The sequence below is a fragment of the Candidatus Binatia bacterium genome, assembly GCA_026415395.1.
In the GTDB taxonomy this organism is placed as follows: domain Bacteria; phylum Desulfobacterota; class Binatia; order HRBIN30; family HRBIN30; genus HRBIN30.
Genome location: JAOAHD010000007.1, coordinates 546,638 through 571,952 on the forward strand (window position 1 = coordinate 546,638; position 25,315 = coordinate 571,952).

At 62.9% G+C, this 25,315-nt stretch carries 25 protein-coding genes; 12 read left to right on the forward strand and 13 right to left on the reverse strand.

Features of this window, described 5'->3' with window-relative positions:
• Positions 1 to 8 precede the first annotated feature (8 nt).
• Both N3C12_06865 and N3C12_06870 read left to right on the forward strand, forming a co-directional pair.
• Positions 9 to 2,063 carry a transglycosylase SLT domain-containing protein gene (locus N3C12_06865; protein MCX8072153.1) on the forward strand — a complete coding sequence of 685 codons (2,055 nt, stop codon included), beginning with the start codon at positions 9 to 11 and terminating at the stop codon, positions 2,061 to 2,063.
• Positions 2,064 to 2,369: 306 nt separating this feature from the next.
• Positions 2,370 to 2,498: a hypothetical protein gene (locus N3C12_06870; protein MCX8072154.1), complete on the forward strand. Its 129-nt coding sequence runs from the start codon at positions 2,370 to 2,372 to the stop codon at positions 2,496 to 2,498.
• Between the two features lie 297 nt (positions 2,499 to 2,795).
• On the opposite strand, the gene N3C12_06875 is transcribed toward N3C12_06870, so the two are convergent.
• From N3C12_06875 to N3C12_06895, 5 genes are all read right to left on the reverse strand, one after another.
• On the reverse strand, positions 2,796 to 3,224 hold the full coding sequence (locus tag N3C12_06875) for a MarR family transcriptional regulator (GenBank protein ID MCX8072155.1): 429 nt from the start codon (positions 3,222 to 3,224) through the stop codon (positions 2,796 to 2,798).
• A 301-nt stretch (positions 3,225 to 3,525) separates the two neighbouring features.
• Positions 3,526 to 3,714, reverse strand: a complete 189-nt coding sequence (locus tag N3C12_06880; GenBank protein MCX8072156.1) for a hypothetical protein — start codon at positions 3,712 to 3,714, stop codon at positions 3,526 to 3,528.
• A gap of 69 nt (positions 3,715 to 3,783) precedes the next feature.
• Positions 3,784 to 4,899: a flippase-like domain-containing protein gene (locus N3C12_06885; protein MCX8072157.1), complete on the reverse strand. Its 1,116-nt coding sequence runs from the start codon at positions 4,897 to 4,899 to the stop codon at positions 3,784 to 3,786.
• Between the two features lie 7 nt (positions 4,900 to 4,906).
• Positions 4,907 to 5,566, reverse strand: a complete 660-nt coding sequence (locus N3C12_06890; protein MCX8072158.1) for a hypothetical protein — start codon at positions 5,564 to 5,566, stop codon at positions 4,907 to 4,909.
• The gene (locus tag N3C12_06895) at positions 5,550 to 5,717 is read right to left on the reverse strand and encodes a hypothetical protein (GenBank protein MCX8072159.1); all 168 of its coding nucleotides are present in this window, start codon (positions 5,715 to 5,717) and stop codon (positions 5,550 to 5,552) included. Before N3C12_06895 ends, N3C12_06890 begins: the two co-directional genes overlap by 17 nt.
• A 232-nt stretch (positions 5,718 to 5,949) precedes the next feature.
• Between N3C12_06895 and N3C12_06900 the strand changes: the two genes are divergently transcribed.
• Positions 5,950 to 6,123, forward strand: a complete 174-nt coding sequence (locus tag N3C12_06900; protein ID MCX8072160.1) for a hypothetical protein — start codon at positions 5,950 to 5,952, stop codon at positions 6,121 to 6,123.
• Positions 6,124 to 6,372: 249 nt separating this feature from the next.
• Here N3C12_06900 and N3C12_06905 read toward each other — a convergent pair whose 3' ends face one another.
• The 8 genes from N3C12_06905 to N3C12_06940 all read right to left on the reverse strand — a co-directional run bounded on the left by N3C12_06905 (position 6,373) and on the right by N3C12_06940 (position 13,517).
• Positions 6,373 to 7,527, reverse strand: coding sequence for a right-handed parallel beta-helix repeat-containing protein (locus tag N3C12_06905; protein ID MCX8072161.1), 1,155 nt, complete (start codon positions 7,525 to 7,527; stop codon positions 6,373 to 6,375).
• Between the two features lie 171 nt (positions 7,528 to 7,698).
• Positions 7,699 to 8,187, reverse strand: coding sequence for a PaaI family thioesterase (locus N3C12_06910; GenBank protein ID MCX8072162.1), 489 nt, complete (start codon positions 8,185 to 8,187; stop codon positions 7,699 to 7,701).
• Positions 8,188 to 8,336: 149 nt separating this feature from the next.
• Entirely contained in the window at positions 8,337 to 8,822 is a 486-nt protein-coding gene (locus N3C12_06915) for a hypothetical protein (protein ID MCX8072163.1), read from the reverse strand.
• Positions 8,823 to 9,279: 457 nt separating this feature from the next.
• The gene (locus tag N3C12_06920; GenBank protein MCX8072164.1) at positions 9,280 to 9,624 is read right to left on the reverse strand and encodes a hypothetical protein; all 345 of its coding nucleotides are present in this window, start codon (positions 9,622 to 9,624) and stop codon (positions 9,280 to 9,282) included.
• A gap of 162 nt (positions 9,625 to 9,786) precedes the next feature.
• The gene (locus tag N3C12_06925) at positions 9,787 to 10,611 is read right to left on the reverse strand and encodes a hypothetical protein (GenBank protein MCX8072165.1); all 825 of its coding nucleotides are present in this window, start codon (positions 10,609 to 10,611) and stop codon (positions 9,787 to 9,789) included.
• A gap of 247 nt (positions 10,612 to 10,858) precedes the next feature.
• Positions 10,859 to 11,785, reverse strand: coding sequence for a S8 family serine peptidase (locus N3C12_06930; protein ID MCX8072166.1), 927 nt, complete (start codon positions 11,783 to 11,785; stop codon positions 10,859 to 10,861).
• A gap of 491 nt (positions 11,786 to 12,276) precedes the next feature.
• Positions 12,277 to 12,687 carry a hypothetical protein gene (locus N3C12_06935; protein ID MCX8072167.1) on the reverse strand — a complete coding sequence of 137 codons (411 nt, stop codon included), beginning with the start codon at positions 12,685 to 12,687 and terminating at the stop codon, positions 12,277 to 12,279.
• Between the two features lie 281 nt (positions 12,688 to 12,968).
• Entirely contained in the window at positions 12,969 to 13,517 is a 549-nt protein-coding gene (locus N3C12_06940) for a hypothetical protein (GenBank protein ID MCX8072168.1), read from the reverse strand.
• A gap of 531 nt (positions 13,518 to 14,048) precedes the next feature.
• On the opposite strand from N3C12_06940, the gene N3C12_06945 reads away from it, so the two are divergent.
• The 9 genes from N3C12_06945 (at position 14,049) to N3C12_06985 (ending at position 25,203) form a co-directional block, all read left to right on the forward strand.
• The gene (locus N3C12_06945) at positions 14,049 to 15,602 is read left to right on the forward strand and encodes a 2-isopropylmalate synthase (protein MCX8072169.1); all 1,554 of its coding nucleotides are present in this window, start codon (positions 14,049 to 14,051) and stop codon (positions 15,600 to 15,602) included.
• Between the two features lie 25 nt (positions 15,603 to 15,627).
• Positions 15,628 to 16,731 (forward strand): 3-isopropylmalate dehydrogenase, encoded by a 1,104-nt coding sequence (gene leuB, locus N3C12_06950; GenBank protein ID MCX8072170.1) that lies wholly within the window; start codon positions 15,628 to 15,630, stop codon positions 16,729 to 16,731.
• Positions 16,728 to 17,762 (forward strand): Asd/ArgC dimerization domain-containing protein, encoded by a 1,035-nt coding sequence (locus N3C12_06955; GenBank protein ID MCX8072171.1) that lies wholly within the window; start codon positions 16,728 to 16,730, stop codon positions 17,760 to 17,762. Before leuB ends, N3C12_06955 begins: the two co-directional genes overlap by 4 nt.
• A 6-nt stretch (positions 17,763 to 17,768) precedes the next feature.
• A complete protein-coding gene (gene truA / locus N3C12_06960; protein MCX8072172.1) occupies positions 17,769 to 18,521 on the forward strand; it encodes a tRNA pseudouridine(38-40) synthase TruA in 753 nt (250 codons plus the stop codon).
• Positions 18,522 to 18,997: 476 nt separating this feature from the next.
• Entirely contained in the window at positions 18,998 to 20,191 is a 1,194-nt protein-coding gene (locus tag N3C12_06965; protein MCX8072173.1) for a cytochrome P450, read from the forward strand.
• A 269-nt stretch (positions 20,192 to 20,460) separates the two neighbouring features.
• Positions 20,461 to 21,969, forward strand: coding sequence for a lysine--tRNA ligase (lysS, locus tag N3C12_06970; protein MCX8072174.1), 1,509 nt, complete (start codon positions 20,461 to 20,463; stop codon positions 21,967 to 21,969).
• A 42-nt stretch (positions 21,970 to 22,011) separates the two neighbouring features.
• Complete coding sequence (locus tag N3C12_06975) at positions 22,012 to 23,247, forward strand: ABC transporter permease (protein ID MCX8072175.1); 1,236 nt, start codon at positions 22,012 to 22,014, stop codon at positions 23,245 to 23,247.
• On the forward strand, positions 23,244 to 24,533 hold the full coding sequence (locus N3C12_06980; GenBank protein ID MCX8072176.1) for a lipoprotein-releasing ABC transporter permease subunit: 1,290 nt from the start codon (positions 23,244 to 23,246) through the stop codon (positions 24,531 to 24,533). Before N3C12_06975 ends, N3C12_06980 begins: the two co-directional genes overlap by 4 nt.
• A complete protein-coding gene (locus N3C12_06985) occupies positions 24,526 to 25,203 on the forward strand; it encodes an ABC transporter ATP-binding protein (GenBank protein ID MCX8072177.1) in 678 nt (225 codons plus the stop codon). Before N3C12_06980 ends, N3C12_06985 begins: the two co-directional genes overlap by 8 nt.
• Positions 25,204 to 25,315: the final 112 nt, after the last annotated feature.

A 25,315-nucleotide genomic window follows, 5' to 3' on the forward strand; every position in this document is an offset into this window, starting at 1 on the left:
CAGCGCTCATGTGGCGCTTGGGGTTGTTGGCGTTGGCAATCGCCAGTGTCGGTTGCCAGTGGACCGGGGCGCTCCGTTGGAGCGACCCCCGGGTGGTGTGGCTGCGCTGGCAGGGAGAGGAAGTCAAGCAGCAAGAGTTCCGCTCGGCTTGGCAGGCGTGGCAGAAAAAGCGCGAGCGTGAGGCCTACTCAGCGTTCTTGCGGCTCGCGTACGCGTATCCCGAGTTGGCGGATCACAGTTGGTTTCACGCCGGCCTGGCGGCTGAACGCTTGGGTCGGCGAGGCGATGCCAAGCGAGCGATGGCGCGTGTGGCCGAAGACTATCCGGCCAGTGTGTTCTTCGCTGAAGCCGCAACCTTGCTGGCGGAATGGAACGAAGAGGCGGGTGCGTGCGAGCGAGCACAGGGCTGGGCTTGGCGCGTGCAATCGTCGGCGTCTGCCCCCGAGCTTCGCCAGCGCGCAGCCCTGGTGTTGGCCCGCTGCGACGAACGTGCTGGCAACTACGCGGCCGCGGCAAGATCCTATCGCGAGGTGTGGGAGCAGGCGCGAGTTGCCGGCGTGCGTGAACGGGCACGCCGGTATTTGTCCGCCTTGCGCACCACCTTCCCCACTTTGCAGCCAGCCGCGGGTGACGCATTGGCCGAAGCCGAGTGGGCGCTTCGCGACCGCGACTGGCAACTCGCGCGTGCGCTCGCCGAGCCGTTGGCCAAGTCGGCGGACGCCGAGGTTGCGGCGCGGGCCGTCCTGCTGCTGGCGGAAGTGGCCTATGGTCTCGGCCAGTGGGAGGACGCTCTCCGTGGCTGGTGGGCGGTTGCACGGCGGTTTCCGGACACGCGGACCGCCCCGGCGGCGCTGTTCCGCATGGGCTCGGTGTTGTGGAACCGAAACCGTGATGCCGCGGCCGACCGTGTGTTTGCCGAGCTCGTGCGTCGCTACCCAGCGTCGGACCAGGCACCGAAGGCTTTAGTCGCCCGCGCGCGGATTGCTTACACCAGTGGAGACTTCGATCGGGCGCGCACGCGGCTCAAAGAGGGCGAACGCCTCGTTTTGAATCCTGACGCCCGCCGCGAGATCCGCTGGTGGGAGGGGTGGATCGCGTATCGCTCGGGCGATTTTGCTGCGGCTGCAAGCCATTTCGAAGCGCTGGGCGCTGACGACGAGCGCGGGCGCTACTGGCTCGCGCGGGCGCGCGAGGCCCTCGGCGAAGAGCGGCGAGCCCATCAACTTTATCGCCAACTGGCGGGAGGGCGCCCGCGTTACTACGCCTACCTGGCGGAACGGAGACTCCGTGGCCAAGGATCGCTGCCGTTCCGCCTGGCTGGACTCAGTGTGCCCCCGCCAGCGGAGCTGGTTGCAGAGGCGCCGGCGGGTGCGAATCCATTTCACTTGCTACGCTGGCGGCACTTGTTGGCCGTAGGAGTTGAGGGGTTGGCTCGCAAGGAGCTCCGGGCCGTTACTGGAGATGCAGTACCGAGCGATCCCGCGTGGCGGCAATTTCTGATTGCGGCGTGGTCGAAAACCAATGCATGGGCCGATGCCCTCTGGGCGGTGGGCTACTGGCGCGACTTTACTGGCGAGGAACGGCAGTGCATAGAATATCCACTAGCGTTTTACCCGTTGGTCGCCGAAGCGGCGCGCATCCAGCGCTTGGATCCCTTGCTTGTTTGGGCGGTCATGCGGCAGGAAAGTCTCTTCGATCCGCAAGTCTGCTCATCTGCGGGAGCGTGCGGGCTCATGCAACTCTTGCCCAGCACGGCAGCGCAAGTTGCGGGAGCCGTGGGGCTGAGCCCCGAGGCGATCGACCTGTTCGACCCCGCGCAAAATATCGCGCTCGGCGCGCGCTATTTGCGGGAGCTGCTCGACCGTTTTGCCGACGACCCGCTCCTGGCGATGGCGGCATACAACGGCGGGGAAGAAGCTGCACGGCGCTGGGCCGCTCGGACCCGTGGCCAGCCGCCCGACGAATTCGTGGAAGAGATCACCTACCGGGAAACCCGCGACTACGTCAAACGCGTCTGGACCCACTACCTGCGGTACCAGGCCGTGTATCGGCGCGGGGTATAGCCTCGCAATGCCCGGATCGCCGATTAGCCGTGAGGGGTCCTAGGTGCGAAAGTCGGCGCTGCGATGTAGGGATGGCTACGGAGGGATTGTGCCGGTGGGCGCAGACGCACCGTCATGCGATGGTGCGGTTAACTTTCAAGAGTGAGCGAATGGGTGCGCGGGTTTTCGCCGAGCGACTTTACGCCGCGACATGCTTGATCCTTTCACCGCGTGGAGCCGGACGAGAATCCGGCAACTCTGTGAAGCCGAGTGCCGAGCTGAGTTTCGCTAACTTCGTGGAGAGCCTCGTTGGCCGTGCGTTGGCACATGCGTGGAGACGCAGATAGTTCATGGACGCGGAACCGCGACCTGACTTTTATCGATGTTCCCGGTGGCCGCTCGACCGGAATCGTCATCTTTCGCACCACCTCCTTGCCGGACGGCTTCTGGCGGTGAGGGGCGGCCTCGTCATAACTTTGGAAGTTGACACGTGGCCTTCGCTTGGGAGCAGAGACCAACAAGGCTTCGGTTTCCGCATCAACCCAACCGCCCGTGGGGATCGGTGGGGACCAGAAACGCCCAAAGCATAAGCTCGGCATTCGCGACCACCGCGTTGCCGCGAATGAGTGGCGTGGATCACTGTGTGCTGTCCAACCCACTGCGCAACGATGCCGTGTGCGGGAACGAAGAAAGCGGCCTAGGGCAGCCGCGCACACGTGGAGACACATCGAAAGTGCAGCCGCCCGTGCCTGCTCATGGGCGGCGGGGGCCGCGGGTGGAGACTTTCTCGATGTCCAAGATGTCCATGCGGCGGCGCATGAACTGCAATTCACGCCGGTGCTCCGTGGCCAATTGGCGAAGCTTGCGCAGGCCTGCTGGGGTGACGACCACGAAGACTTCCCGCTTGTTGCGGGGGTTTTCTTTGCGGATCACGTACCCCTGAGCTTCGGCTCGATCGACAAGCTCGACCACGGTGTGGTGCCGGAGCTGGAGAAACTCAGCGAGGCGCGAGATGGTGACCCCCTCGGTGCCTCCGAGGCCAGCCGCGCCGACCAGCAGCAGGTGTTGTTGGGGAGTAAGACCGATTTTCCGGGCGGCGAGCTCGGTGGCGCGGAACAACTTGCGCAACGCCTCACGGTAACGGGCCAAGTTCCTCAGTTCGCTCGAAATTTGCGTCGACACGGGCGCAGTGTTTATCGCGATTCGTTTGCCTACTCAATGTGGCGCAGGACTTTTGCAAAGGGTGACGGCACGAAAACCGGCGTTCCTCGGCGGCGAAGGCCTCGTTACTCTCGGGGCCCTGGCGGTTCACCGCAGTTCTCGCCTCGCACGAGGACCTTTCCAGCCAGGTACGACGGCTCGGGTGACGAGGAGTAGAGCCGAGACCCCAAGCGGCGCCCATGCCAAGGACCCTCTGGCGACACCGCGTCTGGTGGCTGGCTGCTTTATCTGTTGCAGAATCTGGGAAGGAACGACGCCCCGCTCAACTGTTTTGGTCGGTGAGCGCGCGCAGCCGTTCGATCAGCGCTTTGGTGCGCTCCTCTTCCTCTTCGAGGCGTTTGCGGAACTCGCGTGTCGCCGTCTTGTGGATCTCGTGAGACAGCGTGAGTGCGTGTGCTTCCAAGACGGAAAGCAACAACCGAACATCCGCTTCATCCACCGCAAGCTGCATACGCGTTCCTCGCGCGCTTGCTCTTACTCGAGGCTGCCAAGCTTGTAAAGCAACAGTTCGGCAGCCGGGTTAGCGCGAGCTCGACTCGCGAAGTACTGGCGGCGCGTCGGTTCCATTGCCGCTTGCAGCCACTGCGGCTGGCGGCTGGATGCGAACCGCAGGGCGATAGGAGGCATCCCGCATGAGGTAAAAAATTCCGCCGGTGAGGGTGGGTGCCTCTGCCACCCAAAATCCGAGGGCGGCAGACAAAATCGACGTCTCCAAACCAATCCGGTGGGCCAGCAGGAGCGCTTGGACAATCTCCCGCACCCCCTCACCGGCAATCGTAAACGGGCTCATGACCGTGGCGAAGATTTGGATGGTGGAGGCGAAGATTACCTCCCAGAATTCCGCGTGGTGTGCTCCCACGGCGATGGCCGTGAAGAAGTACGTCACCGCTGTCAGGAAGTGCACGAAAAAACTCAAACCCGCGGCTATCGCCAGCCGTTGTTTTTGTCCTCGGTAAGCTGCAGCGGCGGAATGCAGCCGCGTGACGAAGCCTCCAATGCGGCCTTGCTGCAATCCAGGGATCAGATCGAGCCACCAGAGTAACCAGCGGGGATGGAAAAGGACGGCAAAAAACATGAGCGTCAGCGCCGCGGCGACGGGGATAGTCACCCACCCCACCATCGCCGCACGCGCTCCGAGGATGGTTTGGCCGAGGGGGAAGGTGACGAGAAAGCAAAGAAAAATCCCGACGATGCCCAGACCTTTTTCCACCACCGTGGCCGCGGCGGCTTCCGCGCTTCGGCCACTGTACTTGGCCGCATCGTAAAGCTTGTAGCCATCCAAGCCGATAGTCGAGGGCAAGAAGGTCCCCAGAAACCGGCCAATGAGGAAGGTCGTCACCACGTGCCAGAAGGGAAAGCACAGCCCTTGCCCGCGGAGCAACAAATTCCACCGCAGCATGGAGCAGGCCATCCCGCTTGTACGCACCACGAAGGCGAGCAGTGCAAACCACCAAAACGTGGCTCGATCGATGCGCGGGAGATAGTTTAAGATCGCCTGCAGCGCGGAAACTTGTTCGCCGCTCGACGAGTGCACCGGATGCTGCAGCAGCACGTAGAAAGCAGCAATCGTGACCGCGAACTTGAGTGTGAAAGAGAGTAGCGAGCGCAGTCGCTGGCGTTGGTTTCCCGTTGGCACCAAAGGCTTACTCTCTCCCCTCGATCTTGCGTTCAAGTTGCCGCAGCCGGAACTCCACCTTGCGCAAGCGTTCCTCGCAAATCTGCTCTATTCCGGCCGCCGCAGAAGGGACCATCGGCGCAGGCGGAGACTGCAACGCTTCCAGCCTCGCTTCCAAGAGCTGCAGCCGAGTTTGCAACTCAGCGTACTTTTGTTGCCAGTCGGGTGCCGGAACACCGGGCGACGCCTGCACCGTGGACTCCTTGGTCGGCAACGCAGCCGTTCCTCGACCGCTGCTGAGAACGGCTGCGATATTTTGCGGGTCACGAACGACAATTTCCCATTTGCCGCGGAACTCCCGCACTCGGCCACTGGCGCGAATCGTTTTGCCCACAAAGTACTCCTCGGCATGCGGAGGAAAACGACTCAGCAGCCCTTCGACAAGCACCACATCCACCGCCGTGGGGGCGTGGCCGACCTCAAGCCGCACGACGTTGGCCTCGCGCCGACCCGCTTTCACAAGGGCTTCCACGGTCACTTCTTCGCCGACGTACAGCGGAACAACACTTACGTCGATCAGTGGTGGCGCAGCAAACACTGCCAGGCCGGTAACGCAGAATCCGGCCACAACGAGAAGGCGACCGAGGAGCCTCGCGAACCCTTCCCGCGCCTTAGAGCTTGAACCCACGGTCGACCTCTTCTTCGTCCTCCGAGGGAGACAACTCATCGAGCTTGCGGAACACCACTTCGATGAGCTTCTCCAGGCGGCAGTACTCCCCAGAGCGCGCCGCCGCGCGCGCCACGCTTACGGCTAAACGGAGTTTTTCATCTCGCGTCATACCATTCATCCTCGCTGCGATTGCCGCGGCTTATAGCGCGGGTGCCGGGCGAAGTCTGCAAACCATTGGCGCGCGCGCGAACTCAGCGGCACGGGCTTGCGCGGGCATGTGCGTTTGCGAGCGAAACGGAATGGTGGTAACGTCTCGCCTGCTCGGAGTCCGCAGCGCAGTCCGGTGTCCCTGTGCTGGGACGGTATCGGTAGATCGCGGGCACGGAAAGGAGCACCCCAGGATGGCAGGCGGAAGGACGTTCAAGCGAGACCAGAAACGCCGCAAGGAAATGGCGCGCAAACTTAAGCAAGAGGAGAAAATGCGCAAGCGCCTGCAACGGCGGGAAGCCAAGAAAACGGGTGCAACCCCAGAGGACGAGGAAATCGAGCTGCCGCCGGGAACATCCACCGACTGAACGGCGTGTGCAGGCGTTGTCCTACCTCGGGAGAAACAAGGGCGCGTGGAAGCATTGTGGTTGTTCGTCCTGTGCTTCTCCACACGGGCAGACCGCTGGGAAGCCCCGGTGTTTGATCGTGTGAGCTGCTAGGCCGAACGACGTTGTCCCCAACGGTGGCTAGCGCCCCGCTCTCCGGCTTTGGCGTGGGTAGCGGCGCGGGCGAGCTGATTGCTGGGGTGCGCGGGATCAGCGTTCGAACCGGGACAGTTATCGAATCGGGTAGTGGTATCCCAGGTCCACTGCCCCTACCCGCACGCATTCGAGCTCGGTGCCTGGCGCGCAGCCCGGCGGGCAGCAGCCGAGCCCCGTGCAATCCGGTTTGTTGTCCACCTGTGTAGTGCGTTGCGCCAGGATACCGACCAGCTCGGCATCGGTGTTTGGATCGCCAGCATCCATAATCGCGCTGCCGCCCAAACATTCGTCGTTCGTTGCGGGGATGCGGAATCCATCTTGTGCCCCAGGGTTGATCCAGAAGGGATCGACGTTCAGGTCGTTGGGCCCTGGACTGACGTTGAAGACACCATCGCGGTTCAGGTTGTAATTCCCATCGAAGCCCACGCTCGCGGCATCGGCGACGATGCCGAAGGGGGTGTTGGCAATGAAAATGTTGTTGCGGGTAAACACATCGGAAGCGGGTAAATCCGGCGCACCGAGTTGCAAGCCACTGCCGAGGTTGCCGTAAAACGTGTTGTTGAGCACGGCGACGGTGGAACAGTTGAGCAAGGCCAAGCCTGCCCCGCCGTTGCTCAGCAGCAGGTTGTTCCAAACCCTCACTTGGGTGGAGCCAATAATGCGGATGCCGTCGCGCGTGTTGTTGCGAACAATCAAATTGACCAGGGTCAAATCGCTGCTGTTGCGCACCTCGATGCCGGCACGCGCGGCATTGCGGACCGTAAACCCGTCCAACGTGATTCCTTGAACGCCGTCTAGGCTGATCGCTGTGGCGCCTCCAGCGGCATTGATCACCACCTCGCCAGCGCCGGAGCCAGTGAGTTGCCCGGTCACGTCGGCAACGATGCGAACCGAGCCGTTGACATCCCCCGCGCCCAACTGGAAGGGTTCGTACACCCCGGCAGGCACAGCCACGAGCGCCCCCGGCGGAGCGATGCGAACCGTGTCGACGATACTGCGCGTGCCAGGCAACACCTCCACCGGCGTGAGCGTTGGTGTAGGTGAAGGCGGCGGCACGGTGCGCGTGGGGGTGAATGTGGGCTCACCGGGGCGCAAGGTACGCGTGGGTGTCCGCGTCGGTGTTGCGGGCGTAACCGCCGGGCCACCGTTGCCCCCACCTCCGCAGCCTTCGAGGAGAACGAGCAAGTAAAGCGCTGAACCGAGTAAACTCCAGCTCATCCGTGCCGGCATGATTGTTCCTTTCGCCGATGGGTTCACCCGCGCCGTTTAGCCATAGGGCGCGAGCGAAGTCCACCGCTGAACTCCGGAGCGCGAGGGAGGGCGACTGGTAGGCCGCTTGCCCCGACACGCGTGCACGCCGTCCGACTCCCACAGACTGCCTCCGGAAGCCCCATCCCCCAGTTACGGCTGTGCCACTTGCGGGCGGATCATGTACGTGGTGGTGGCTCGCGCTGCGAGCTGCCCGTTCGCCCAGATGTCCACTTCTGCGTATGCACTGCGCTTGCTTGCCCGCAGCACGAACGCTTCAGCGATTGCGACCCCTAGGGGGATCGGCTCGAGGTAGTTGATCTTCATCTCGATCGTCAGAAACACGGTTCCCGGCTCATAAACGGTGGCCAAGGCGGCTGCGACTGCCGTGTCGGCAAGGCCAAAGCTGGCGCCCCCGTGCATGACCCCGGCGGGCTGCATGAGTTGCTGGCGATTTTCGAGTTCGAGACGAGCGTATCCTGCCCGCAACTCCACAACGCGGATGCCGAGAAGGGCAGGGAAGAAGCGATTGTCCTCGTTGAAACGAGCAGCAATGGCGCGCGCCTTGTCCGGATTGAGCGGTGGATAGTCGTGCCCGTGCCGCCCCGAATAAAGCTCTTGTTGTATGCGAATATGGGCCATGGCCTCGCTCTCTAACTGGCTGCATCGTTTCAAGCCAGCGAGGGGAAGCACGGGTGGTGGCCGACGAGACCTCGATGAGAGCTGCGCTACGCGCCACGGTCAAGCCTTGGCGGGCTCGCACATCTTGAGGCGCGGTGGTTCGGGGGATTTTACTGCGGAAGAACGACATGCCAGCGGATTTGGCTTTCCGGCGGAGGCCGGTAACAGCACTGAACGCCGCAGTGCACAGTGGCCCGGAGGTGAAGCGCGAGCGCCTGACAATGATTGCTCAGCCTTTCGATGGCCCGCCGGATGCTTTTGCTTACGGCCTGTCGAGCCCGTTCCGCCTCGGGGGACGTCACGCGGGCCCGTTGGGCACGCCCGAGCTCGTGCAACAGCCACTCGCGTTCCTCGGTTAGCGCTCGAAGCAGTCCAAGGTCGTTGTGCCGTTCGGCACTGTCGAGTTCCGTGCCAATGTCGTGCAGCCGCCGGCGAAACTCGGCAAGGGCACGGCTGTCGAGTGGCGGGTCCACCGTCTGGCATTGCTCCCTCTCGGCGAGCTCGGACGGTTGTAACGCCGCGCGAGGCTCTGTGCCGCGATGTTCCGCGGCAAACAATTCCCCAACATAAATCGGTTGCCAGGGCCGACTTAACAAATGGCCTAGTTAACGTAATCCGATAGAGTCCCTGGCATGGATTACCTCGGCTCCAAACGTGATCAGCCAATGTTCCTTTTCCCTCACCCATTTGAAAACGGCCCCGCTAGCGTGCGAGCGGGCTGACCAGCCGAGGCCTGCACGAAAACGTCCCTCCGTCGCCGCCCGCCGGTCATGAGCGTTTCCAGCCTTTCCAATACGAGATGGAGCAGCCGGGTGATGCGCCTCAGCTTCGCAACTGCCTCGGGGCCGACAGGCGAGGAGGTCGCTGCGGGGGCACTGCTTCGATGCCGCCATCGGAGAAGATTTTCGCATGCGGAAGACCGACGGGAGACGAACTTTTGTGCACTGGCCGCAGCCCACTATTTGTCCTGCTACTCTTGCCGCGCACTGGAGTGCAAGGAGACTCGTGCACGCCTTGTCGTTTCGGCACAGCTCGTCCCTAAACAGTCTGTGGTCAACCACAACCAACCAGGGCACACCGTACCGCCGCAATCAGTTCTTCGATGGTGGCGCTGTCGCTGCCATCTTGATCGATCGCGGGGCACAAATCGACGCTCTCGCCCGCCAAAGCAATGCTCACGGAACGAGCTATCTCCTCCACGGTCACTTCGGAGTCTGCGTCGCAGTCGCCCACCGGCACGCTGGCCTCGGGGCAAGGGCCCACGATCTCGACCAATGGGCCTGCGTCACGCCACGAGCCGAAGCTCGCGACAATGTCGGAATCCCGACTTGCGGCATCGACGCGGACAATTTCCGTGGTCGGTTTTCGACCTGAGAACCAGGGGCTCGACCTGGCCACCAGCACTGTTCCTCCGTCTGTCGAAGGGGCCGCTCCCAACGCGAAGCTCTCGGGTTCGCTTTTCCAAACAACGCCCAAGGTACCGTCAGGCTCCAGCGCCAGCAGTTGGGAGCGTTTTCCTGACCCGATGGGAGGACAACAGGTGAGCAGGAGGGCTTGCTCTTAGGCCGGCGCGACGAGCCATTGCCACGGGGTGAGCGGGAATTGTGTCTCCACACGCAGTGATCCGGATAGATCGACAACTCGCCAACGCGAATTCGAGGTGAAGAAATGCAAGAGCTTCTGTCGTGAATCGAATCTCGCAAGGATGAGCCGAGTGGCTGACGGTAGAGCGAACTCGTTCGCGAGCGTCACTTCGAAGGTCGCCCTCCGCAGCACCAGCAAGCGCACGGATTCGAGTTCGCTTTGTGCGACCACGTAAATCGCCTCTGGTTGGTCTGGGTCCACAAAGACGGCCGCAACGGTGTCCGGCCTCGTGAGCTCGCGAAGCACCTGACCTGTAGCGGGATCGATGGCGGCCACGGCCTTTGGACCAAAACTGTAAATTAGCCCATCGACGGGGTCGCGCACGACTCCGCGCCCCACCCGATCCTCAGCCCAAATACGCCACAGTCTTCGGAGAGAGGGCCACTCGTAAGCGGCTAAAAATCCGGCAGCTTCTCCCGACTCAATGTGATCTCCGACGTCGAACGGCGTCCGAGAGACGACCGCGGAAACGTACACACGCTGAAGTTGCTCATCGTAGTTCAGCTCCGTGACCGTGTGGGACGCTGCCCACATCAATTCACGAGACACTTGCCGGAAGAGCGCTAGACGCCAAAAGGCACGATCCGGATGGGCGGGGTCGACTGCAGTCAACGTGCCGTTGAGGATGCCGGCCACCAAAAGGCAGCAGGCGGTAGCCGAGGCGTGCAAGCGGGCAGGTGCTGTTCCTCGCTGATCCTGTGCCTCGTCGACGGAGCTGCCTTGCGCACTTGAGACAGGCACGTCGACAGCCGACAGCTCTCCATCAGCTGATGTTCGCCGATCTGACGGCAGCGGCAAGACCGTAGCGGATGCCCAGCCGGCCACGGCCAGGCAAACGAATGCGAGCAAACACAGGAACCTCAGGCGCTTTGGGTTTCGCGGCGTCGCTCCTACCTGTCGCGCCAGGCTCTTGCGCTCTCCGCTCGAGGGCCCTCACCGTAGCAGCTCCATCATCGGCTCCGAGTGGCGACAGCAGAATCGACCACCATCAAATTGCCACAACCGGAGGCAGGGGACAACGATAGAGCCGAAAGTTGACTGCGGAAATGAGCTCGTCAATGGTTGGTATGCCATCGCCGTCGGCATCCAAAGGCGGCCAGTGGCTAAGCGCGAGGATTCCCAGGAGAATACGCGCGCTTCGTGTAAGCTCCGCGCTGGTCACGATCCGGTCGTGGTTGCAGTCACCGATGAAGTTGGGCCTCGTGCCGGCCGCCGCGGCGAGATCCAGGCGGGGAACACTTTGACCGGTGCGGTGATCCACCACTCTCACGCCCGTCCGCACGATGCGCGCCAGCGTGCACTCTGGCCGGTCATCCTCAACTCCACCTTGCCCGCGCAGTGCGGCAATTGCCCCACTCACATGCGGCGCCGCAGCCGAGGTGCCGCTGCCCCCTCCGGGCGCGCCGACACCGGCGTTCACGAATGCATCCCACAGGATTCGTGCTCCCGGCGCGAGAACTGTGAGGAACGGGAATGTGCTCGACCGACACCACACGCGGTCCGGGGCACTCGGGTCACCAGGACAGGCGCTGTTCTCTTGCCCGGTCAGCACAGCATCGTATACCGCTCCCACGCTCACAACCCCTGGGATGCAGGCCGGGATTGTGACTCCCGCGAGACCGGAGCTCCCGCTCGCCGCTACCGGCAGAATACCGAGCCGCCAGAGGTCGACGATGCGCCTGCTCAAATCAGCAAAGCCCGCACAGGGTTCAGAGTGAAGCGCAGGCGACCCGTCTGTCGGGACAAGCATGAAGCTCATGTTGACGGCCGCCACGCCAAGCGCGGCACCGTGGTCCAAAATCCAGTCTAGGGCATTGAGGACGCGCGTGAGGGGTTCGTCCGAGGGTTGACACTCTGCGGGAGGAAAAGCCCCCTCCAAAACCCTGAGTCCAATAATTCCGGCTGCCGGTGCCACACTGCTGGCAATTCCTGCGACGTAGGTATCATGGAAGGGGGGAGGTCTACGGAAATGTTGTCTGGGTGGGGACAAAGGAAGTCCTTCGTCCAGAGAACCCTGCAGCCCGACCGGCCCGAACCGTCACGGCACCCCTCTCCGAAAAGAAACTGACTACCGAAAAGGTCGAAGATGAGGCCGGTCTCAAGAACGGCTATCGACCGCCCCCCGGCCAAGCGCCCCGAAACCTCGGGCTGACGGATGAGAGGGAGGCTTTCGCTGAGCAACGGCTCGATACGAAAAGTTCGCTGAAGCCCCACCGCGCGGACGTCCGGGAGATCGAGAACTGCCCCCAGATCCTGGAAGGATCGGAGCACCACCGGAATTCCGTTGCGATTCGGTGGCCCCGACGGTGTGGAAACCACCCCGATCCCGAGTGCCGCAAGCTGGCTCGTGAGCGTAGCACGCTGCTCCCCCAGCAGCCGGCGTTTCAGCGCCGACGCCTCGACCTCTTAGGAGCGTATCCAGGCCGGGCTCGTTTTGTCGCGGAAGCGTAAGCGAAGCTTGCCATCCACGAGAGTGGTGTCCAAGTGCAGGAACACAGTGGGCTGTTCCCCTCTTTGCAAAGCATCAAGCACTTCTCCTGGAGCCTGCTTAGCGAGTACCCGAAGCTGCTCGAGCTGCCAAATGTAACGGGACCCGTCGCGCCAACGGAGCGAGCCTGACGGTCGAGCCTGCAGGGCGCTGCCATTCGCAACCACCTTTCCGGCAAACACTTCCTTCAGCGTACCTTGCGGTGCCCGCAAGCGCCCCTCGCGAAGAGCGCCTCTCCGTAGTGGTACGGAGAGATTCACGGTTTCCATGCGATCCTTCAGCTCGATTTGAATCGAGCCGCTCACTCCGCCTTTAACGAAAACGGCCACCTCTCCCCGAAACAGGCCGCTTTCCGAGGAATCCGCGCGGCGTACCGAACCAGCGATGGCGAGGACTTGAGCCCTGCTGCCAGTGCCTGCAGGAACTTGAGGATGCATTGAGGAGGGGCTGACCGCCAGCGCAACGAAAGCCGCTGCGCCGCCGAGCGGCCATTTTCGCCGTGTTGTCAAACCGGCCCGCCACGCCAGCCACGGGAGTAGGGCGCATAGCGGCCAGCGGGCCCAGCCGCCGGGGACAATAGCGCAGCCCCCACCGCCCCCGCCGGCAGGGTTCACGACGCGGACTCCGCCCCCGAAATGCTCGGGCACGAGTTCGAAGCCGTCAGGTTCGCCGCATCCGCGTAATCGCTAGCCACAGCATGCAAACCTGCGGGCGCGTGCGGCGAGACTTTCACGCGGCAGGTGAATAGAGGCCCGTCGGGAATCGGTTGCGTATTTTCGAAACTCAAGATCACCGCGGCGACCATGTCGCAGGTCTCCGGCCATTGCCAGCAGCCGCCGGGCCAGAAGGCGAACCTGCCCTCCTTGCCGATGGCGGGGTTTACCCAGCACTCAGGCTCTCCGGCTGAGCTTTGCGCGTTGGGCGTGTAGCGGGAATCGAAGAAAATGTTGTGGCTCACGGCTGCAACGGCTGACCCGTTCGCCAAGAAAGTGACAGGTAGCTCCACGACCCAGCCTGGTTGCGCTTCTACGGTGCCCACCTGGATTACCGGAGCCGCGTTGGCGCCCCGGGCGAGCTGGATCAACAAGGCCGCCACTGTTAGGTAGCACGGCGACCAACGTGGTCGGTCGGGACAATGTACGACCCACTTGCGCTGCATGTTGGGCCTCCTCCCTGACAAGCAAGACGGGACAAAATGCGTATCGGGCGGGACATAACCGCGCTCGGAAGGCCCACGCGCTTGAGGGCGCGCCACTGACAGTATGACGAACGCTACGAGAGCACATCGAAGACGTTTCGAGCCCGTGCACGTTCTGCGCGATTGTTAGGGTCCGCCGGAAACACTTGAGGCCGAGTGGTGAGGCGTTGTCGGTCACGAGGAGTTTCGCTTGACAAGCGGCCTCGGCCCGTTTAGTCCTGAAAGGCGTTCTTGAGGTTGGAATTGGTTCCATGAAGGTGCAAAACGTTTCCCGCAACGCCTTGGGTCTAGGGTTACTTGCGGAGCTGCTGCTTCGTTGCCCGCCCGGTGCGCCTGCGGGGACGTGATGGGTTGCCACGAACTCGCAGGACGCCACGGGCGGGAGCTGCTGCCCGTGGCGTTTTTTATTTGCGCCGCGGGCAACTCCCTCCCGCGGGGCTGGCGAGCGTGGCGTGGGAAACAGCGAAAAATGACTAGAAGGGAGTGGCTAAGATGCAGCAACACGATCCAAACGTCGTGAGGATTTTCGACACCACTTTGCGCGACGGGGAGCAGTCGCCCGGTGCCAGCATGAATGTGGAGGAGAAGGTGCTGGTGGCGCGGCAGTTGGAAAGGCTCGGGGTGGACGTGATCGAAGCCGGCTTTGCTGCGTCGTCCCCCGGTGACTTCGAGGCGGTCGCCAAGGTAGCCGCCACGGTGACCAAGCCGGTGGTGCTCAGCTTGGCTCGCACCCGCGAGCACGACATCGTGCAAGCGATTCGTGCGGTGGAAAAGGCCCGTCACCCCGGTATCCACGTGTTCATCGCGACCTCGGATCTGCACTTGGAGCGCAAGCTCATGATGAGCCGGCAAGAAGTCATCGATGCTGCCTGTTGGGCGGTGGAGTACTGCCGGAAGTACTTGGACTACGTGGAGTTCTCCGCTGAGGACGCCTCGCGGTCCGACCGTGACTACCTCGTCCAGGTATTTGGCGAGGTCATTCGTTGTGGCGCTTGCGTGGTCAACGTGCCCGACACCACGGGGTACGCCGTTCCCGAGGAATTCGGCGCGTTGTTCCGGTACCTCATTGCCAATACCCCGGGAAGCGAGCGGGTCATCTGGAGCGCGCACTGCCACAATGATTTGGGCATGGCGGTGGCAAACTCGCTGGCAGCGGTGAAGAACGGGGCCCGGCAAGTGGAGTGCACCGTGAACGGTATCGGCGAGCGAGCAGGTAACACGTCGCTCGAAGAAGTGGTGATGGCCATCCACACGCGGAACGATTTCTTCCAGCTCAGGACCAACATCGTTACCGAGCAAATCTACCCTGCCAGCCGCTTGCTTTCTCAAGTGACTGGTTTGGTGGTGCCGGCCAACAAGCCCATCGTCGGCGACAACGCGTTTGCCCACGAGGCGGGGATCCATCAAGACGGTGTCCTCAAAGACAAGCTGACTTACGAAATCATGCGGCCCGAATCGATCGGCCTGCCGAGCAACAAGCTCGTGTTGGGCAAGCACTCTGGGCGCCATGCGTTTGCCGAGCGGCTCAAGCAACTGGGGGTCGACTTGTACAACGTCGACATGAACAAGGCCTTCGCCAAGTTCAAGGAATTGGCCGACCGCAAGAAGTTCGTGTACGACGAAGACATTCTTGCCATCGTCACGGAAGAGGCCGTGCGCGGACCGGACTTTTTGGAGCTGCTCGAACTGCAGGTCAGCGCGGGCACCGGCAAAACGCCCACTGCGCAGGTTCGCATGCGGGTGGATGGCACCGTGAGGGAAGCGGCGGCTGAGGGCGATGGCATGGTTGACGCCTGCTTCAAAGCTATTTCCGATTCGGTGGGCGTGCACCCGCGCTTGGAGCGCTACGCAGTGAAAGCCATCACGGGGGGAACCGACGCCATGGGCGAAGTGTCGTGCTTGATTAGTCTCGATGGCGTCACCGCCACCGGCCAAGGGGCACATACTGATATTGTACACGCTAGCGCCCTCGCCTATGTGAACGCGCTCAACAAAATTCACAGTCGCCGCACGCGCTATCGCCAAATCTCCGGCGAAGAGCCGTAAGCGGCTAGAACATGGGAGGCGTTCGGTGCGGGTGTTGGTGTTGCCCGGCGATGGGATTGGTCCGGAAGTGACCACCCAGGCGCAACGGGTGTTGGAGCGATGTGCGGAGCGGTTTGGTTTTCGGCTGGAGTTTGAAACCGCCATTGTCGGCGGGGCCGCGATCGATCGCTGGGGAAACCCCCTTCCCGAAGCTGCGTTGCAAGCGGCACGGCGCAGCGATGCCGTGCTGCTAGGTGCGGTGGGTGGCCCGAAGTGGGATGACCCGCAAGCACCGGTGCGCCCCGAGCAGGCGCTGCTAGGCTTGCGCAAGGCTCTGGGATTGTACGCCAATCTTCGGCCCGTAAAGCCGTTTCCGGAAGTACTCGAGGCTTCCCCCCTTAAGGCAGATGTGCTCCGCGGCGTGGATTTGGTTGTCGTGCGCGAGCTCACCGGTGGAATTTACTTCGGCCAGCCGAGTGAGCGGCGGGTGGGTGCCGCAGGTCGCGAGGCGCTGGATACCATGATTTACAACGAGCACGAGATCGCCCGCTTGATGCGCACGGCATTTACGCTGGCACGCCAACGGCGGCGGCGCCTGGCCTCGGTGGACAAGGCAAACGTGCTCTCGTCATCACGCTTGTGGCGCGAGATTGCACACGAGGTGCGCCAGGAATTCCCCGACGTCGCGTATGAGGACGTGCTCGTCGATGCGATGGCGATGCACCTGCTGCGCCGGCCGCGGGACTTCGATGTGATCGCAACGGAAAATCTCTTCGGCGACATCCTGACGGACGAAGCCTCGGTGCTCGCCGGGTCGATGGGCTTGTTGCCCTCGGCCTCCCTGGGGGAGAACAAAAACGCGCTTGGCTTACCCCAAGGGCTGTACGAGCCCATCCACGGCAGTGCGCCCGACATTGCGGGGCAGGACAAAGCAAATCCGCTTGCCGCCATCCTTTCTGCGGCGCTGTTGCTCCGCCACTCGTGTGGGCAGGAGGCTGCGGCGCAGGCGGTGGAGAACGCTGTTGCCCGGGTGCTCGCCGACGGTTGGCGCACGGCCGATATTGCGCAGCCCGGTTGCCGGCTGGTGGGCTGCGAGGAAATGGGCAGCGCTGTCTTGCGGGCTTTGGAGGACTCCCGAGCAGAGGGATGAAAAAGGCGAGCTACAACGTTGCGGTGATCGGGGCCACAGGCACGGTGGGCCGCGAGCTTGTGGGTGTATTGCTCGAGCGCGGCTTCCCGCTGGCAGAGCTCCGACTCTACGCAACTTCCGCCTCCGAGGGTAGCGAGCTCGAGGGGTGCGAGTCCGCCGTCGAACCGTTGCGCGCAGATACCGACCTCAAGGGCGCTGATCTTGTGTTCCTCGCCTGCCCGGCGCCAGTTGCCGAGGATTGGAGCGAGCGCGCGCGTGCTGCTGGCGCCTTTGTGATCGATGTGACCGCGGGTTGTCGCGGGGCGAAGGTGGAACTCGTGGTCCCGGAGGTCAATGCAGAGAGGTTGGCCCATAGCCTCGAGCACCGCGTTGCCGGAAGTGCTCACCCCGTCGCCCTTGCCTTGGCCGTGCTGCTCTCACCTGTGCGGGAGCTCGCAGCTCTTCAGCGCGTTGTCGCCACGGTGCTCGAACCGGTGTCCTCCCTCGGGCGGCGGGGCGTAGACGTTCTCGAACACGAGGTGCACGCCCTGCTCAATGGCATCGAGCCTGAGGAGCCCGAAGTGTTTTCGCAACGTGTGGCTTTCAACGTGTTTCCGGCTTTGCCGGGAGGCGAGGGTGCCCGACAGCTTCCGCAACCGCAGGAGATCGCAAGTCAACTGCGGCAAATTTTGCGGGATCCACGGTTAGCCGTCGAAATCGTGCGCGTGCGCGTGCCCGTGTTTTTTGGGCTGGGCCTGAGTGTCGACGTTACGCTGCGCTCTCCCGTGACGCTGACGGCGGTGGAAGAGATGCTCCGTTCCGCGCCGGGCTTGCTGCTGGCCAGAGGCGGTGTAGGGAGGCCCGGGGAGCCGCGGCTCCCTTTGCCGAGCCCGGCCACGGTGGTCGGAAGCGATGCCACGCATGTGACATGTCTCGGGGTGGACCCGCAGGTGCCGGCAGCAAGTTTCTGGCTCGCGCTGGATAACACGCGCAAGGGTTCGGCCACCAACGCCGTGCAAATTGCCGAGCTTCTCGTGCGCGACTACCTGTAGGCGCGCATGCGCTACCGGCTCGTGGTTCAGTACGAAGGTACCGCTTACGCGGGATGGCAAGTGCAACCGCGAGCGCGCACCGTGCAAGGCGAGTTCGAGCGTGCCTTGGCGACGTTGACTGGACAGGCAGTGCGCGTGCTGGCAGCCGGGCGTACGGATGCAGGGGTGCACGCGGCGGGGCAAGTGATCAGCTTTGCTCTCGATCGTGCTTGGGAACCCGGGGTGTTGGTTCGTGCTCTCAACGCGCTCACACCGGAGGATATCTCCGTGCTTGCGGCCGACGTGGTGCCGGAAGACTTCCACCCGCGCAGGTGGGCGATCAGCCGGTTGTACACGTACCGCATCTGGAACCACCGCGTGCTGAGCCCATTTTGGCGCCGCTATGCGTGGCACGTCGTGCCCGCGCTCGATGTCGAGGCCATGCAAGCGGCAGCCGCAAAGGTGTGCGGAGAGCATGATTTTTCTGCTTTTCGTGCCGCCGGCTGCGAAGCGCGTCATCCCGTGCGCTGCGTGCTCCGCAGCAGCTTGCTGCGGGAAGGCGAGATCCTCGTCTACAGCATCGAGGCCAATGGCTTTTTGCGGCACATGGTGCGGAATTTGGTGGGCACCTTGGTCGAGGTCGGCCTCGGGAAGCGTGCACCGGAAGAGGTGGACGAACTCCTCGCTGCCCGCAAGCGCACACTGGCGGGACCGACGGCACCGGCACACGGGCTGTGTCTGAGCGCCGTGCGTTACCCCGACCCACTGGCGAAACCCTAGGACTTGCAACCGTTGTTAGTGATCGGGGGCAACGCCCGGAGGCAAGAAAGGGCCAGCAAGCTCACGGTGGCGACAAACGGCCCGCAGGCTCCGGTTGGTTAAGAGTGCGCTGACCGGCAGCTCGCTGCCCCACTCGCGCGGCCTCCCGAGAGTGGCGCGGTATGGGTTGAATTCGGGCAAACACTTTGACGCACATCGCGGCGTGTCTCCTACGGAAGACTCTGCGCTGCCGGCGGTGCGGATCGCACGCATGGTCCCCCACTCCGTGGCCACTGCGTTGGCAAGCTTGAAACTCGAGGGTATATAGATGCGAACAAGTGTTAGGAGCAGCGTAGGAATGCCTCGAACGCGGCTTACGCGAGTCCGTGGGGCGTTGCCCTGGGGTTGTACCCATCGAGAGGCGGGCGGAGGCTGCAAGTGGGCAGAGTGAACGGAAAGCTTCGCACCCGGCCGAGCGGGCGAGAAAGGAGGTCGTGATGGCAGAGGCGCATCACCCGGTCGATGAGCGGATTCGATTGGTGCATGGGGATTTTTACGCGCAGGATCCGCATGCGTTTTTTACCTGGATGCGTCGCCATGCGCCGGTGTATTGGGACGAACAAGGGAAAGTGTGGGGCATCACCCTTTACGAAGACGTGATGCGGATTTCTCGCGATGGGGAGACGTTCAGCAATCGGTATGGAATGCGGCCGGACTCTCCACCGATGCCGTCGATGATCAACCTCGACGATCCGGAGCACAAGCGCCGTCGCAGCCTCGTAAATAAGGGCTTCACTGCGGGTCGCGTGCGGGCACAAGAGGAGAAGATCCGCCGTTGGTGCTGCCAGCTCCTCGATCGCGCACAAGAAAAGGGCCGGTTCGACTTTGTCCGCGAGGTCGCCCGGCCGCTGCCCATGTTGGTGATTGGCGACATGCTCGGCGTGGCCGAAGAAGATCATGAAATGCTGCTGCGTTGGTCGGACGAGTTGATTCTCGGATCCACCATGACCGCCCCCCTGGAATATATTGAAGCTGCGCAGCGTGCCTTTGAGGAGTACGCTGAGTACCACAAGCGGGTCGCCGAAGATCGCCGCCGGCGCCCGCGCGAGGACCTGATCAGTGTACTCGTGCACGCTGAGATCGATGGCGATCGCTTGAGCGAAGATGAACTGCTGCACGAATCGCTGTTGATCCTGATCGGCGGGGATGAAACCACCCGCCACGTTATCAGCGGCGGCATGTACGAACTCTTACGCAACCCGGATCAGTGGACACTGCTGCAACAGGAGCCAGCACGCATCCCCGTGGCGGTGGAGGAGATGCTGCGCTGGGTGAGCCCGATTCAAAACATGGCGCGCACGGCCACGCGCGACGTCGAACTGCGCGGGCAAACCATCCATGCTGGCGAGAAACTTTTGCTGCTCTACCCATCGGCAAACCGGGATGAGAGCGTGTTCCCGGAACCGTTTCGCTTCGATGTTACCCGCCAACCCAACGACCACGTCGCCTTCGGTGGCTACGGAACACACTTTTGCCTAGGGGCGAACCTCGCCCGCTTGGAGCTGCGGGTGTTGTTCGACGAACTGGCAAAACGCAAGCCCCAACTCGAGCTGTTGTGCTCGGAGCCCCCACCTCGCCGGCCGTCGAACTTCATCGTCGGATTCGAGTCGTTGCCCGTTGCGTGGCACTAGCCCGCGCTGCGCCTCCCGTGTGCGCCGGTTTGTTGCCTTCCGCCGCGTACGGGAGCGATCAGCGCCTGGCTTTGCGCCGGGCTTGGCTGTCTGCCGCGACGACGGAAGTGAGCGCTCCGCACCGTGCCGACTGCAGTGTCGGAGAAGCTGCACAGGGCGCACGGGCGCGATCCCGCGCCTTCTAAGGTTCGGACACTTTGGAAAGGTGCCTTTCCTTGACTCGTTTGGATGTGCTCGTTAACCCGCTTAACTTTCAAGGGTAGATCGCCGTGTCCGAAGAGCTGTCCGATCAGGAGCGCGTTCGTCGCCAAAAGCTGGAACTGCTCCGTGCCCGCGGAGTGGATCCGTATCCCAATGACTTTCGTCCCACCCACAGTGCGGCACGGGTGCTCGAGTGGTACGGCACTTACGACGCGCAGTCGCTGGAGCAATGCAGGGATGTCGTGAGCGTTGCGGGCCGCATGCTGAGGCGGCGCGACTTTGGCAAAGCTTCCTTTTTCCACTTGCTCGACCGCAGCGGCACGATTCAGGTGTACGTGCGCCGCGATTTGGTCGGCGATGAGGCATTTGAGCTCTTCAAGCTAACCGACCTGGGGGATTTTTTCGGCGTGGTGGGTCGCCCGTTCCGCACACGCACGGGCGAGCTTACGATCGAGGCGCAGCAAATTCGTTTGCTGGCGAAGGCACTGCGTCCGCTGCCGGAGAAGTGGCATGGGTTGACCGATGTCGAGGCACGCTATCGGCAGCGGTACTTGGACTTGATTGCCAACCCACAGTCGCGCCAGGTGTTTTTGTTACGCTCGCGGTTGATCGAGCGCGTGCGGGCATTCTTCAACGCGCGCGAGTTTATCGAGGTAGAAACCCCGATGATGCACCCCATCCCGGGCGGGGCGGCAGCGCGACCGTTCATCACCCACCACAATGCCTTGGACGTGGACTTGTACCTTCGGATTGCTCCGGAGCTCTACTTGAAGCGGCTCCTCGTGGGTGGCTTCGAGCGCGTGTACGAAATCAACCGCAACTTTCGCAACGAGGGCATTTCGGTCCGCCACAACCCGGAGTTCACCATGTTGGAATTCTATTGGGCGTACGCAACGTACGAGGACCTCATGGTGCTCACCGAGGAGCTGTTTGTCACCCTTGCAGACGAGCTCAAAGGCACGCGCGTGTTACCCTACGGCGACTGGATGTTGGACTTCACCCCTCCGTTCCGCCGCTTTTCCATTCCGGCGTACTTGGCCGAGCGTGCCGGTGTGGATGTAGAGGCATTGTTCGCCCTCGACGAAGCAACGATTCGGCAAGCCGCGGTCCGACTCGGAGTGCAACTCGAAAAGGACTACGCCGGCCACTATGGCCCGGCTGCTGCGGGGCACATGCTCGTTGACCTATTCGAGGCGGCGGCGTTGCCGGACCTCGTGCAGCCGACGTTTGTGTACCACTATCCCGCCTCAGTTTCGCCGCTTGCCCGGCGAAACAAACAACACCCGACGTTCGTCGATCGCTTCGAGCTGTACTGCGCGCAACGGGAGATCTGCAACGCTTTCTCCGAGCTGAACGACCCGTTGGACCAGCGCGCGCGTTTCGAGGAGCAGTTGCGTGCGCGTGCCGCCGGCGACGAAGAGGCGCACGCCATGGACGAAGACTTCCTCCGCGCGCTGGAACACGGCATGCCGCCTGCGGCCGGCGAGGGCATTGGCATCGATCGCCTGGTCATGCTGTTCACCAACTCGCCATCGATCCGCGACGTCATCTTGTTCCCGCAGTTGCGGCCGGAGTAAGCGGCGCGCATCGATCGTCGGCGAGACCAGGAGCGAGAGTCCATGCGGTACGAGCTGTTGATTGCTTGGCGCTACTTGCATCCGCGGCGCGAGGGATTCTTAGGCTCGTGGACGACGATTGTGTCCGCCTTGGGCCTCTTCGTTGGCGTTCTTACCCTCAACGTAGTCTTGGCCGTGTATACCGGTTTCGAGGAAGAACTGCGCCAGCGCATTTTGGATTTCCACCCCCATTTGGTGGTCGTGAGCTTTACCGGTACCGTAAGCGAGCCGGAGCTTTTGGCGGAAAAGGTCAAACGCAATCCTGAAGTGCGGGCGGTGGCTCCGTTTGTCTTAGCGCAGGCGATGTTAACTTCGGGGGCATCCGTCACTGGCGTGCTGTTGCGCGGCGTGACCGCAGCATCCGAAGAGGTCATGCCGCTCAGTCGCTTCCTCCGCGAGGGGTCGCTCGCGCCGTTGTATGGCCAGCAGGGGGAATCACCCACAGCCCCCCCGGCGATTGTCGTCGGCAAAGGAGTGGCCGAGAAGCTGCGCTTGCGCGTCGGTGATGTGGCCGAACTGGTGTCCCCCGCAGCAGAGAGCACAGCCGTCGGGCTGGTGCCGCGCATGCAGGCCGTGCGCGTGGTTGGGATTTTCGATTCCGGCCTTGGCGAGTACGATGGAGTGCTCGCTTATGCGAACCTCGCGGACACGCAGCGGTTGTTTCATTTTGACGGACGCATCACAGGCCTCGAGGTGCGCTTGGCGGACGTGTACGCCGCGCCCCGCGTGAGCCGCGAGCTCACCGATTCCCTCGGGTTTCCGTACCGGGTGCGCAACTGGATCGACCTGAACCGCAACCTGTTTTCCGCCCTCACGCTGGGGAAAATTGTGTACTCCATCGTCTTGCTCCTGATTGTCTTGGTGGCCGCGTTCAACATCGTCTCTACGCTGATCATGGTCGTGATGGAGAAGCGCAAGGATTTGGCGATCCTGCTGTCGATGGGGGCCACCCGTGCCGGAGTGCGGCGGATCTTCGTGAGCAAGGGGATGATTATTGGCGCGGTGGGCGTGATCGCGGGCAGCGTGGCCGGATACCTCTTGTGCCTACTGATTCAGCGCTATCGGTTCATCGAGTTGCCGGCGGACGTGTACGCGATCGACCGCTTGGCGGTGCGAATCTACCCGGAGTACTTCTTGGTGGTCGCCGTGGTCGCCTTGTTGTTGTGTTGGCTCGCAACGTTGTATCCCGCCCGGCAGGCGTCGCGGCTTTCGCCGGTCGAGGTGATCCGTTTCGAATGACGCACATGGGCAGCTTCTTGCGGGAGCGTTTGCCATTTCCACTGCTGATTGGGCTTCGCTACCTGCGCGCGCGCCGGCGCGAGCGGTTTATTTCGCTAATTACTTGGATCGCCTTGGGCGGAGTGTTCTTGGGCGTGACGACTTTGAACCTCGTATTGGGCATCATGACGGGCTTCGAAGAGGACTTGCGGGATCGTATCTTGGGCTTTCAAGCCCACGTGGTCGTGCAGGCCAAAGAGGGGCCGGTGGCCGATCCTGACGCAGTGCTCGCTGTGGTACGCTCCACCCCGGGGGTGAGTGGTGCGGCGCCAGTGGTGACGGGTCAGGTCATGCTGACAACCCCGGCCGGGGTCACTGGCGCCCAAGTGCGGGGGATCGACGAGCAGGCAAGAAACGTGTGGCCGCTGGCGGAGCAGATCAAAGGAGGCGAGTTCGGTGACCTTTTTCAGCCGCGGCCAGTGCTCAGCGATGTCGAGCCGCGGCGACAAGTGATGCTGCCGGCGATCTTTCTCGGACACGAACTCACTCGGCAACTGGGCGTGGTCGTTGGGGATCCCGTGAGTGTAGTTTCACCGCTGGCAACACCGTCGGCGGTGGGCTTGGTGCCACGGGTGCGTCGGTTCGCTGTCGCTGGCTGGTTCGAGTCCGGCATGGCGGAGTACGATGCAGCGCTCGTGTACATGAACCTGCGCGACGCGCAGCGCTTTTTTGACCTCGGTCAGGGCGTTTCGGCCATCGAAGTGCGGGCAACGTCGCTCGACCACGCGCGCTCGGTTCGCGATCGGCTTCGCCAACGGCTCGGTGCAGGCTACGAGGTGCGGGACTGGATGGACAACAACCGCACGCTTTTTGCTGCCATGCAAATGGAAAAGACGGTGTACTTCCTCGTTCTCTTGCTCATCGTCCTCGTGGCGGCGTTCAACATCGTGGCCATGCTCGTACTCACGGTGTTGGAGAAGCGTAGGGACATTGCCGTGCTCAAATCGCTCGGCGCAACCGCGGCGGATGTTGCTGGCATTTTCCATTACAAGGGGTTGGTAATCGGCATCGCAGGCACGCTTGCCGGTAGCTTGATTGCGTTGCTGTTGGGAGGAGCATTGCAGCACTATCCGATTGTGCCGCTGCCGGAAAACGTCTTTTACGTCGATCGCTTGCCGGTGCGCATGCATTGGTCGCACTTCTCCGTGGTTGCCGCCGCCTCGCTCGCGATTTGTTTTCTCGCCACGATTTACCCAGCGCGGCGCGCGGCCCGCGTGGTGCCCGTCGAGGTCCTGCGCAGTGAGTGAAGTCCTCATTCGAGCAGAGGGACTGTGCAAGGTGTACGGCGATGGGCACCGCATCACCGTGCTGGACCAGCTCGAGCTGGAAGTTGCTCCAGGCGAGGTGCTCGCCATCGTTGGTCAGTCGGGCGTGGGCAAGAGCACGCGGCTTCAGAGCTTGGGCACGCTGTACAAGCCATCGGCTGGGCGCGTGTGGTTCGAGGGCCGGGATGTGTTTGCGCTGGACGAAAAGCAACAAGCAGAGTTCCGCAATCGGGAGATTGGCTTCGTGTTCCAGTTCCACCACTTGCTGCCCGATTTCGATGCGGCGGAGAATGTGATGATGCCGGCGTTGATTGCGGGGATGCGGCGCTCGCAGGCGTTCGCTCGCGCCCGAGAGCTGTTAGATCGGGTGGGCTTGGGTGAGCGGCTCGATCACCGGCCGGGGCAACTGTCGGGTGGAGAGCTGCAGCGCGTCGCCATTGCCCGGGCGCTGATGCTCGAACCGAAGGCGGTCCTGGCGGATGAACCGACAGGCAATTTAGACCCAGAAACCGCGGCTGAAGTGCACGCCTTAATGCTCGATTTGAACCGGGAGCGCGGCACGACGCTCGTGTTCGTCACCCACAACGAAGCGCTGGCTGGCTTGGCGCATCGCGTTTTGCGCCTGCATCACGGGAAATTGCATCCGGTTTGAACCCACGGCCCGACGGCGGCGCTTGTTCGATCGCGGCTCGTCGAACAAACCCGTGGCGGCACCCGCGGTTGCCCTGGGGAGCGGTACCAGCGCCTGGCGTTCGTGCGGGGTC

Coding starts and splice junctions, on each gene's coding strand:
- N3C12_06865 (MCX8072153.1), top strand. CDS start 9: ATGTGGCGCTTGGGGTTGTTGGCGTTGGCAATCGCCAGTGTCGGTTGC.
- N3C12_06880 (MCX8072156.1), bottom strand. CDS start 3,714: ATGCAGCTTGCGGTGGATGAAGCGGATGTTCGGTTGTTGCTTTCCGTC.
- N3C12_06965 (MCX8072173.1), top strand. CDS start 18,998: ATGGCAGAGGCGCATCACCCGGTCGATGAGCGGATTCGATTGGTGCAT.
- N3C12_06900 (MCX8072160.1), top strand. CDS start 5,950: ATGGCAGGCGGAAGGACGTTCAAGCGAGACCAGAAACGCCGCAAGGAA.
- N3C12_06940 (MCX8072168.1), bottom strand. CDS start 13,517: ATGCAGCGCAAGTGGGTCGTACATTGTCCCGACCGACCACGTTGGTCG.
- N3C12_06910 (MCX8072162.1), bottom strand. CDS start 8,187: ATGGCCCATATTCGCATACAACAAGAGCTTTATTCGGGGCGGCACGGG.
- truA (MCX8072172.1), top strand. CDS start 17,769: ATGCGCTACCGGCTCGTGGTTCAGTACGAAGGTACCGCTTACGCGGGA.
- N3C12_06975 (MCX8072175.1), top strand. CDS start 22,012: ATGCGGTACGAGCTGTTGATTGCTTGGCGCTACTTGCATCCGCGGCGC.
- N3C12_06895 (MCX8072159.1), bottom strand. CDS start 5,717: ATGACGCGAGATGAAAAACTCCGTTTAGCCGTAAGCGTGGCGCGCGCG.
- N3C12_06905 (MCX8072161.1), bottom strand. CDS start 7,527: ATGCCGGCACGGATGAGCTGGAGTTTACTCGGTTCAGCGCTTTACTTG.
- N3C12_06955 (MCX8072171.1), top strand. CDS start 16,728: ATGAAAAAGGCGAGCTACAACGTTGCGGTGATCGGGGCCACAGGCACG.
- N3C12_06980 (MCX8072176.1), top strand. CDS start 23,244: ATGACGCACATGGGCAGCTTCTTGCGGGAGCGTTTGCCATTTCCACTG.
- N3C12_06870 (MCX8072154.1), top strand. CDS start 2,370: ATGCGTGGAGACGCAGATAGTTCATGGACGCGGAACCGCGACCTGACT.
- N3C12_06945 (MCX8072169.1), top strand. CDS start 14,049: ATGCAGCAACACGATCCAAACGTCGTGAGGATTTTCGACACCACTTTG.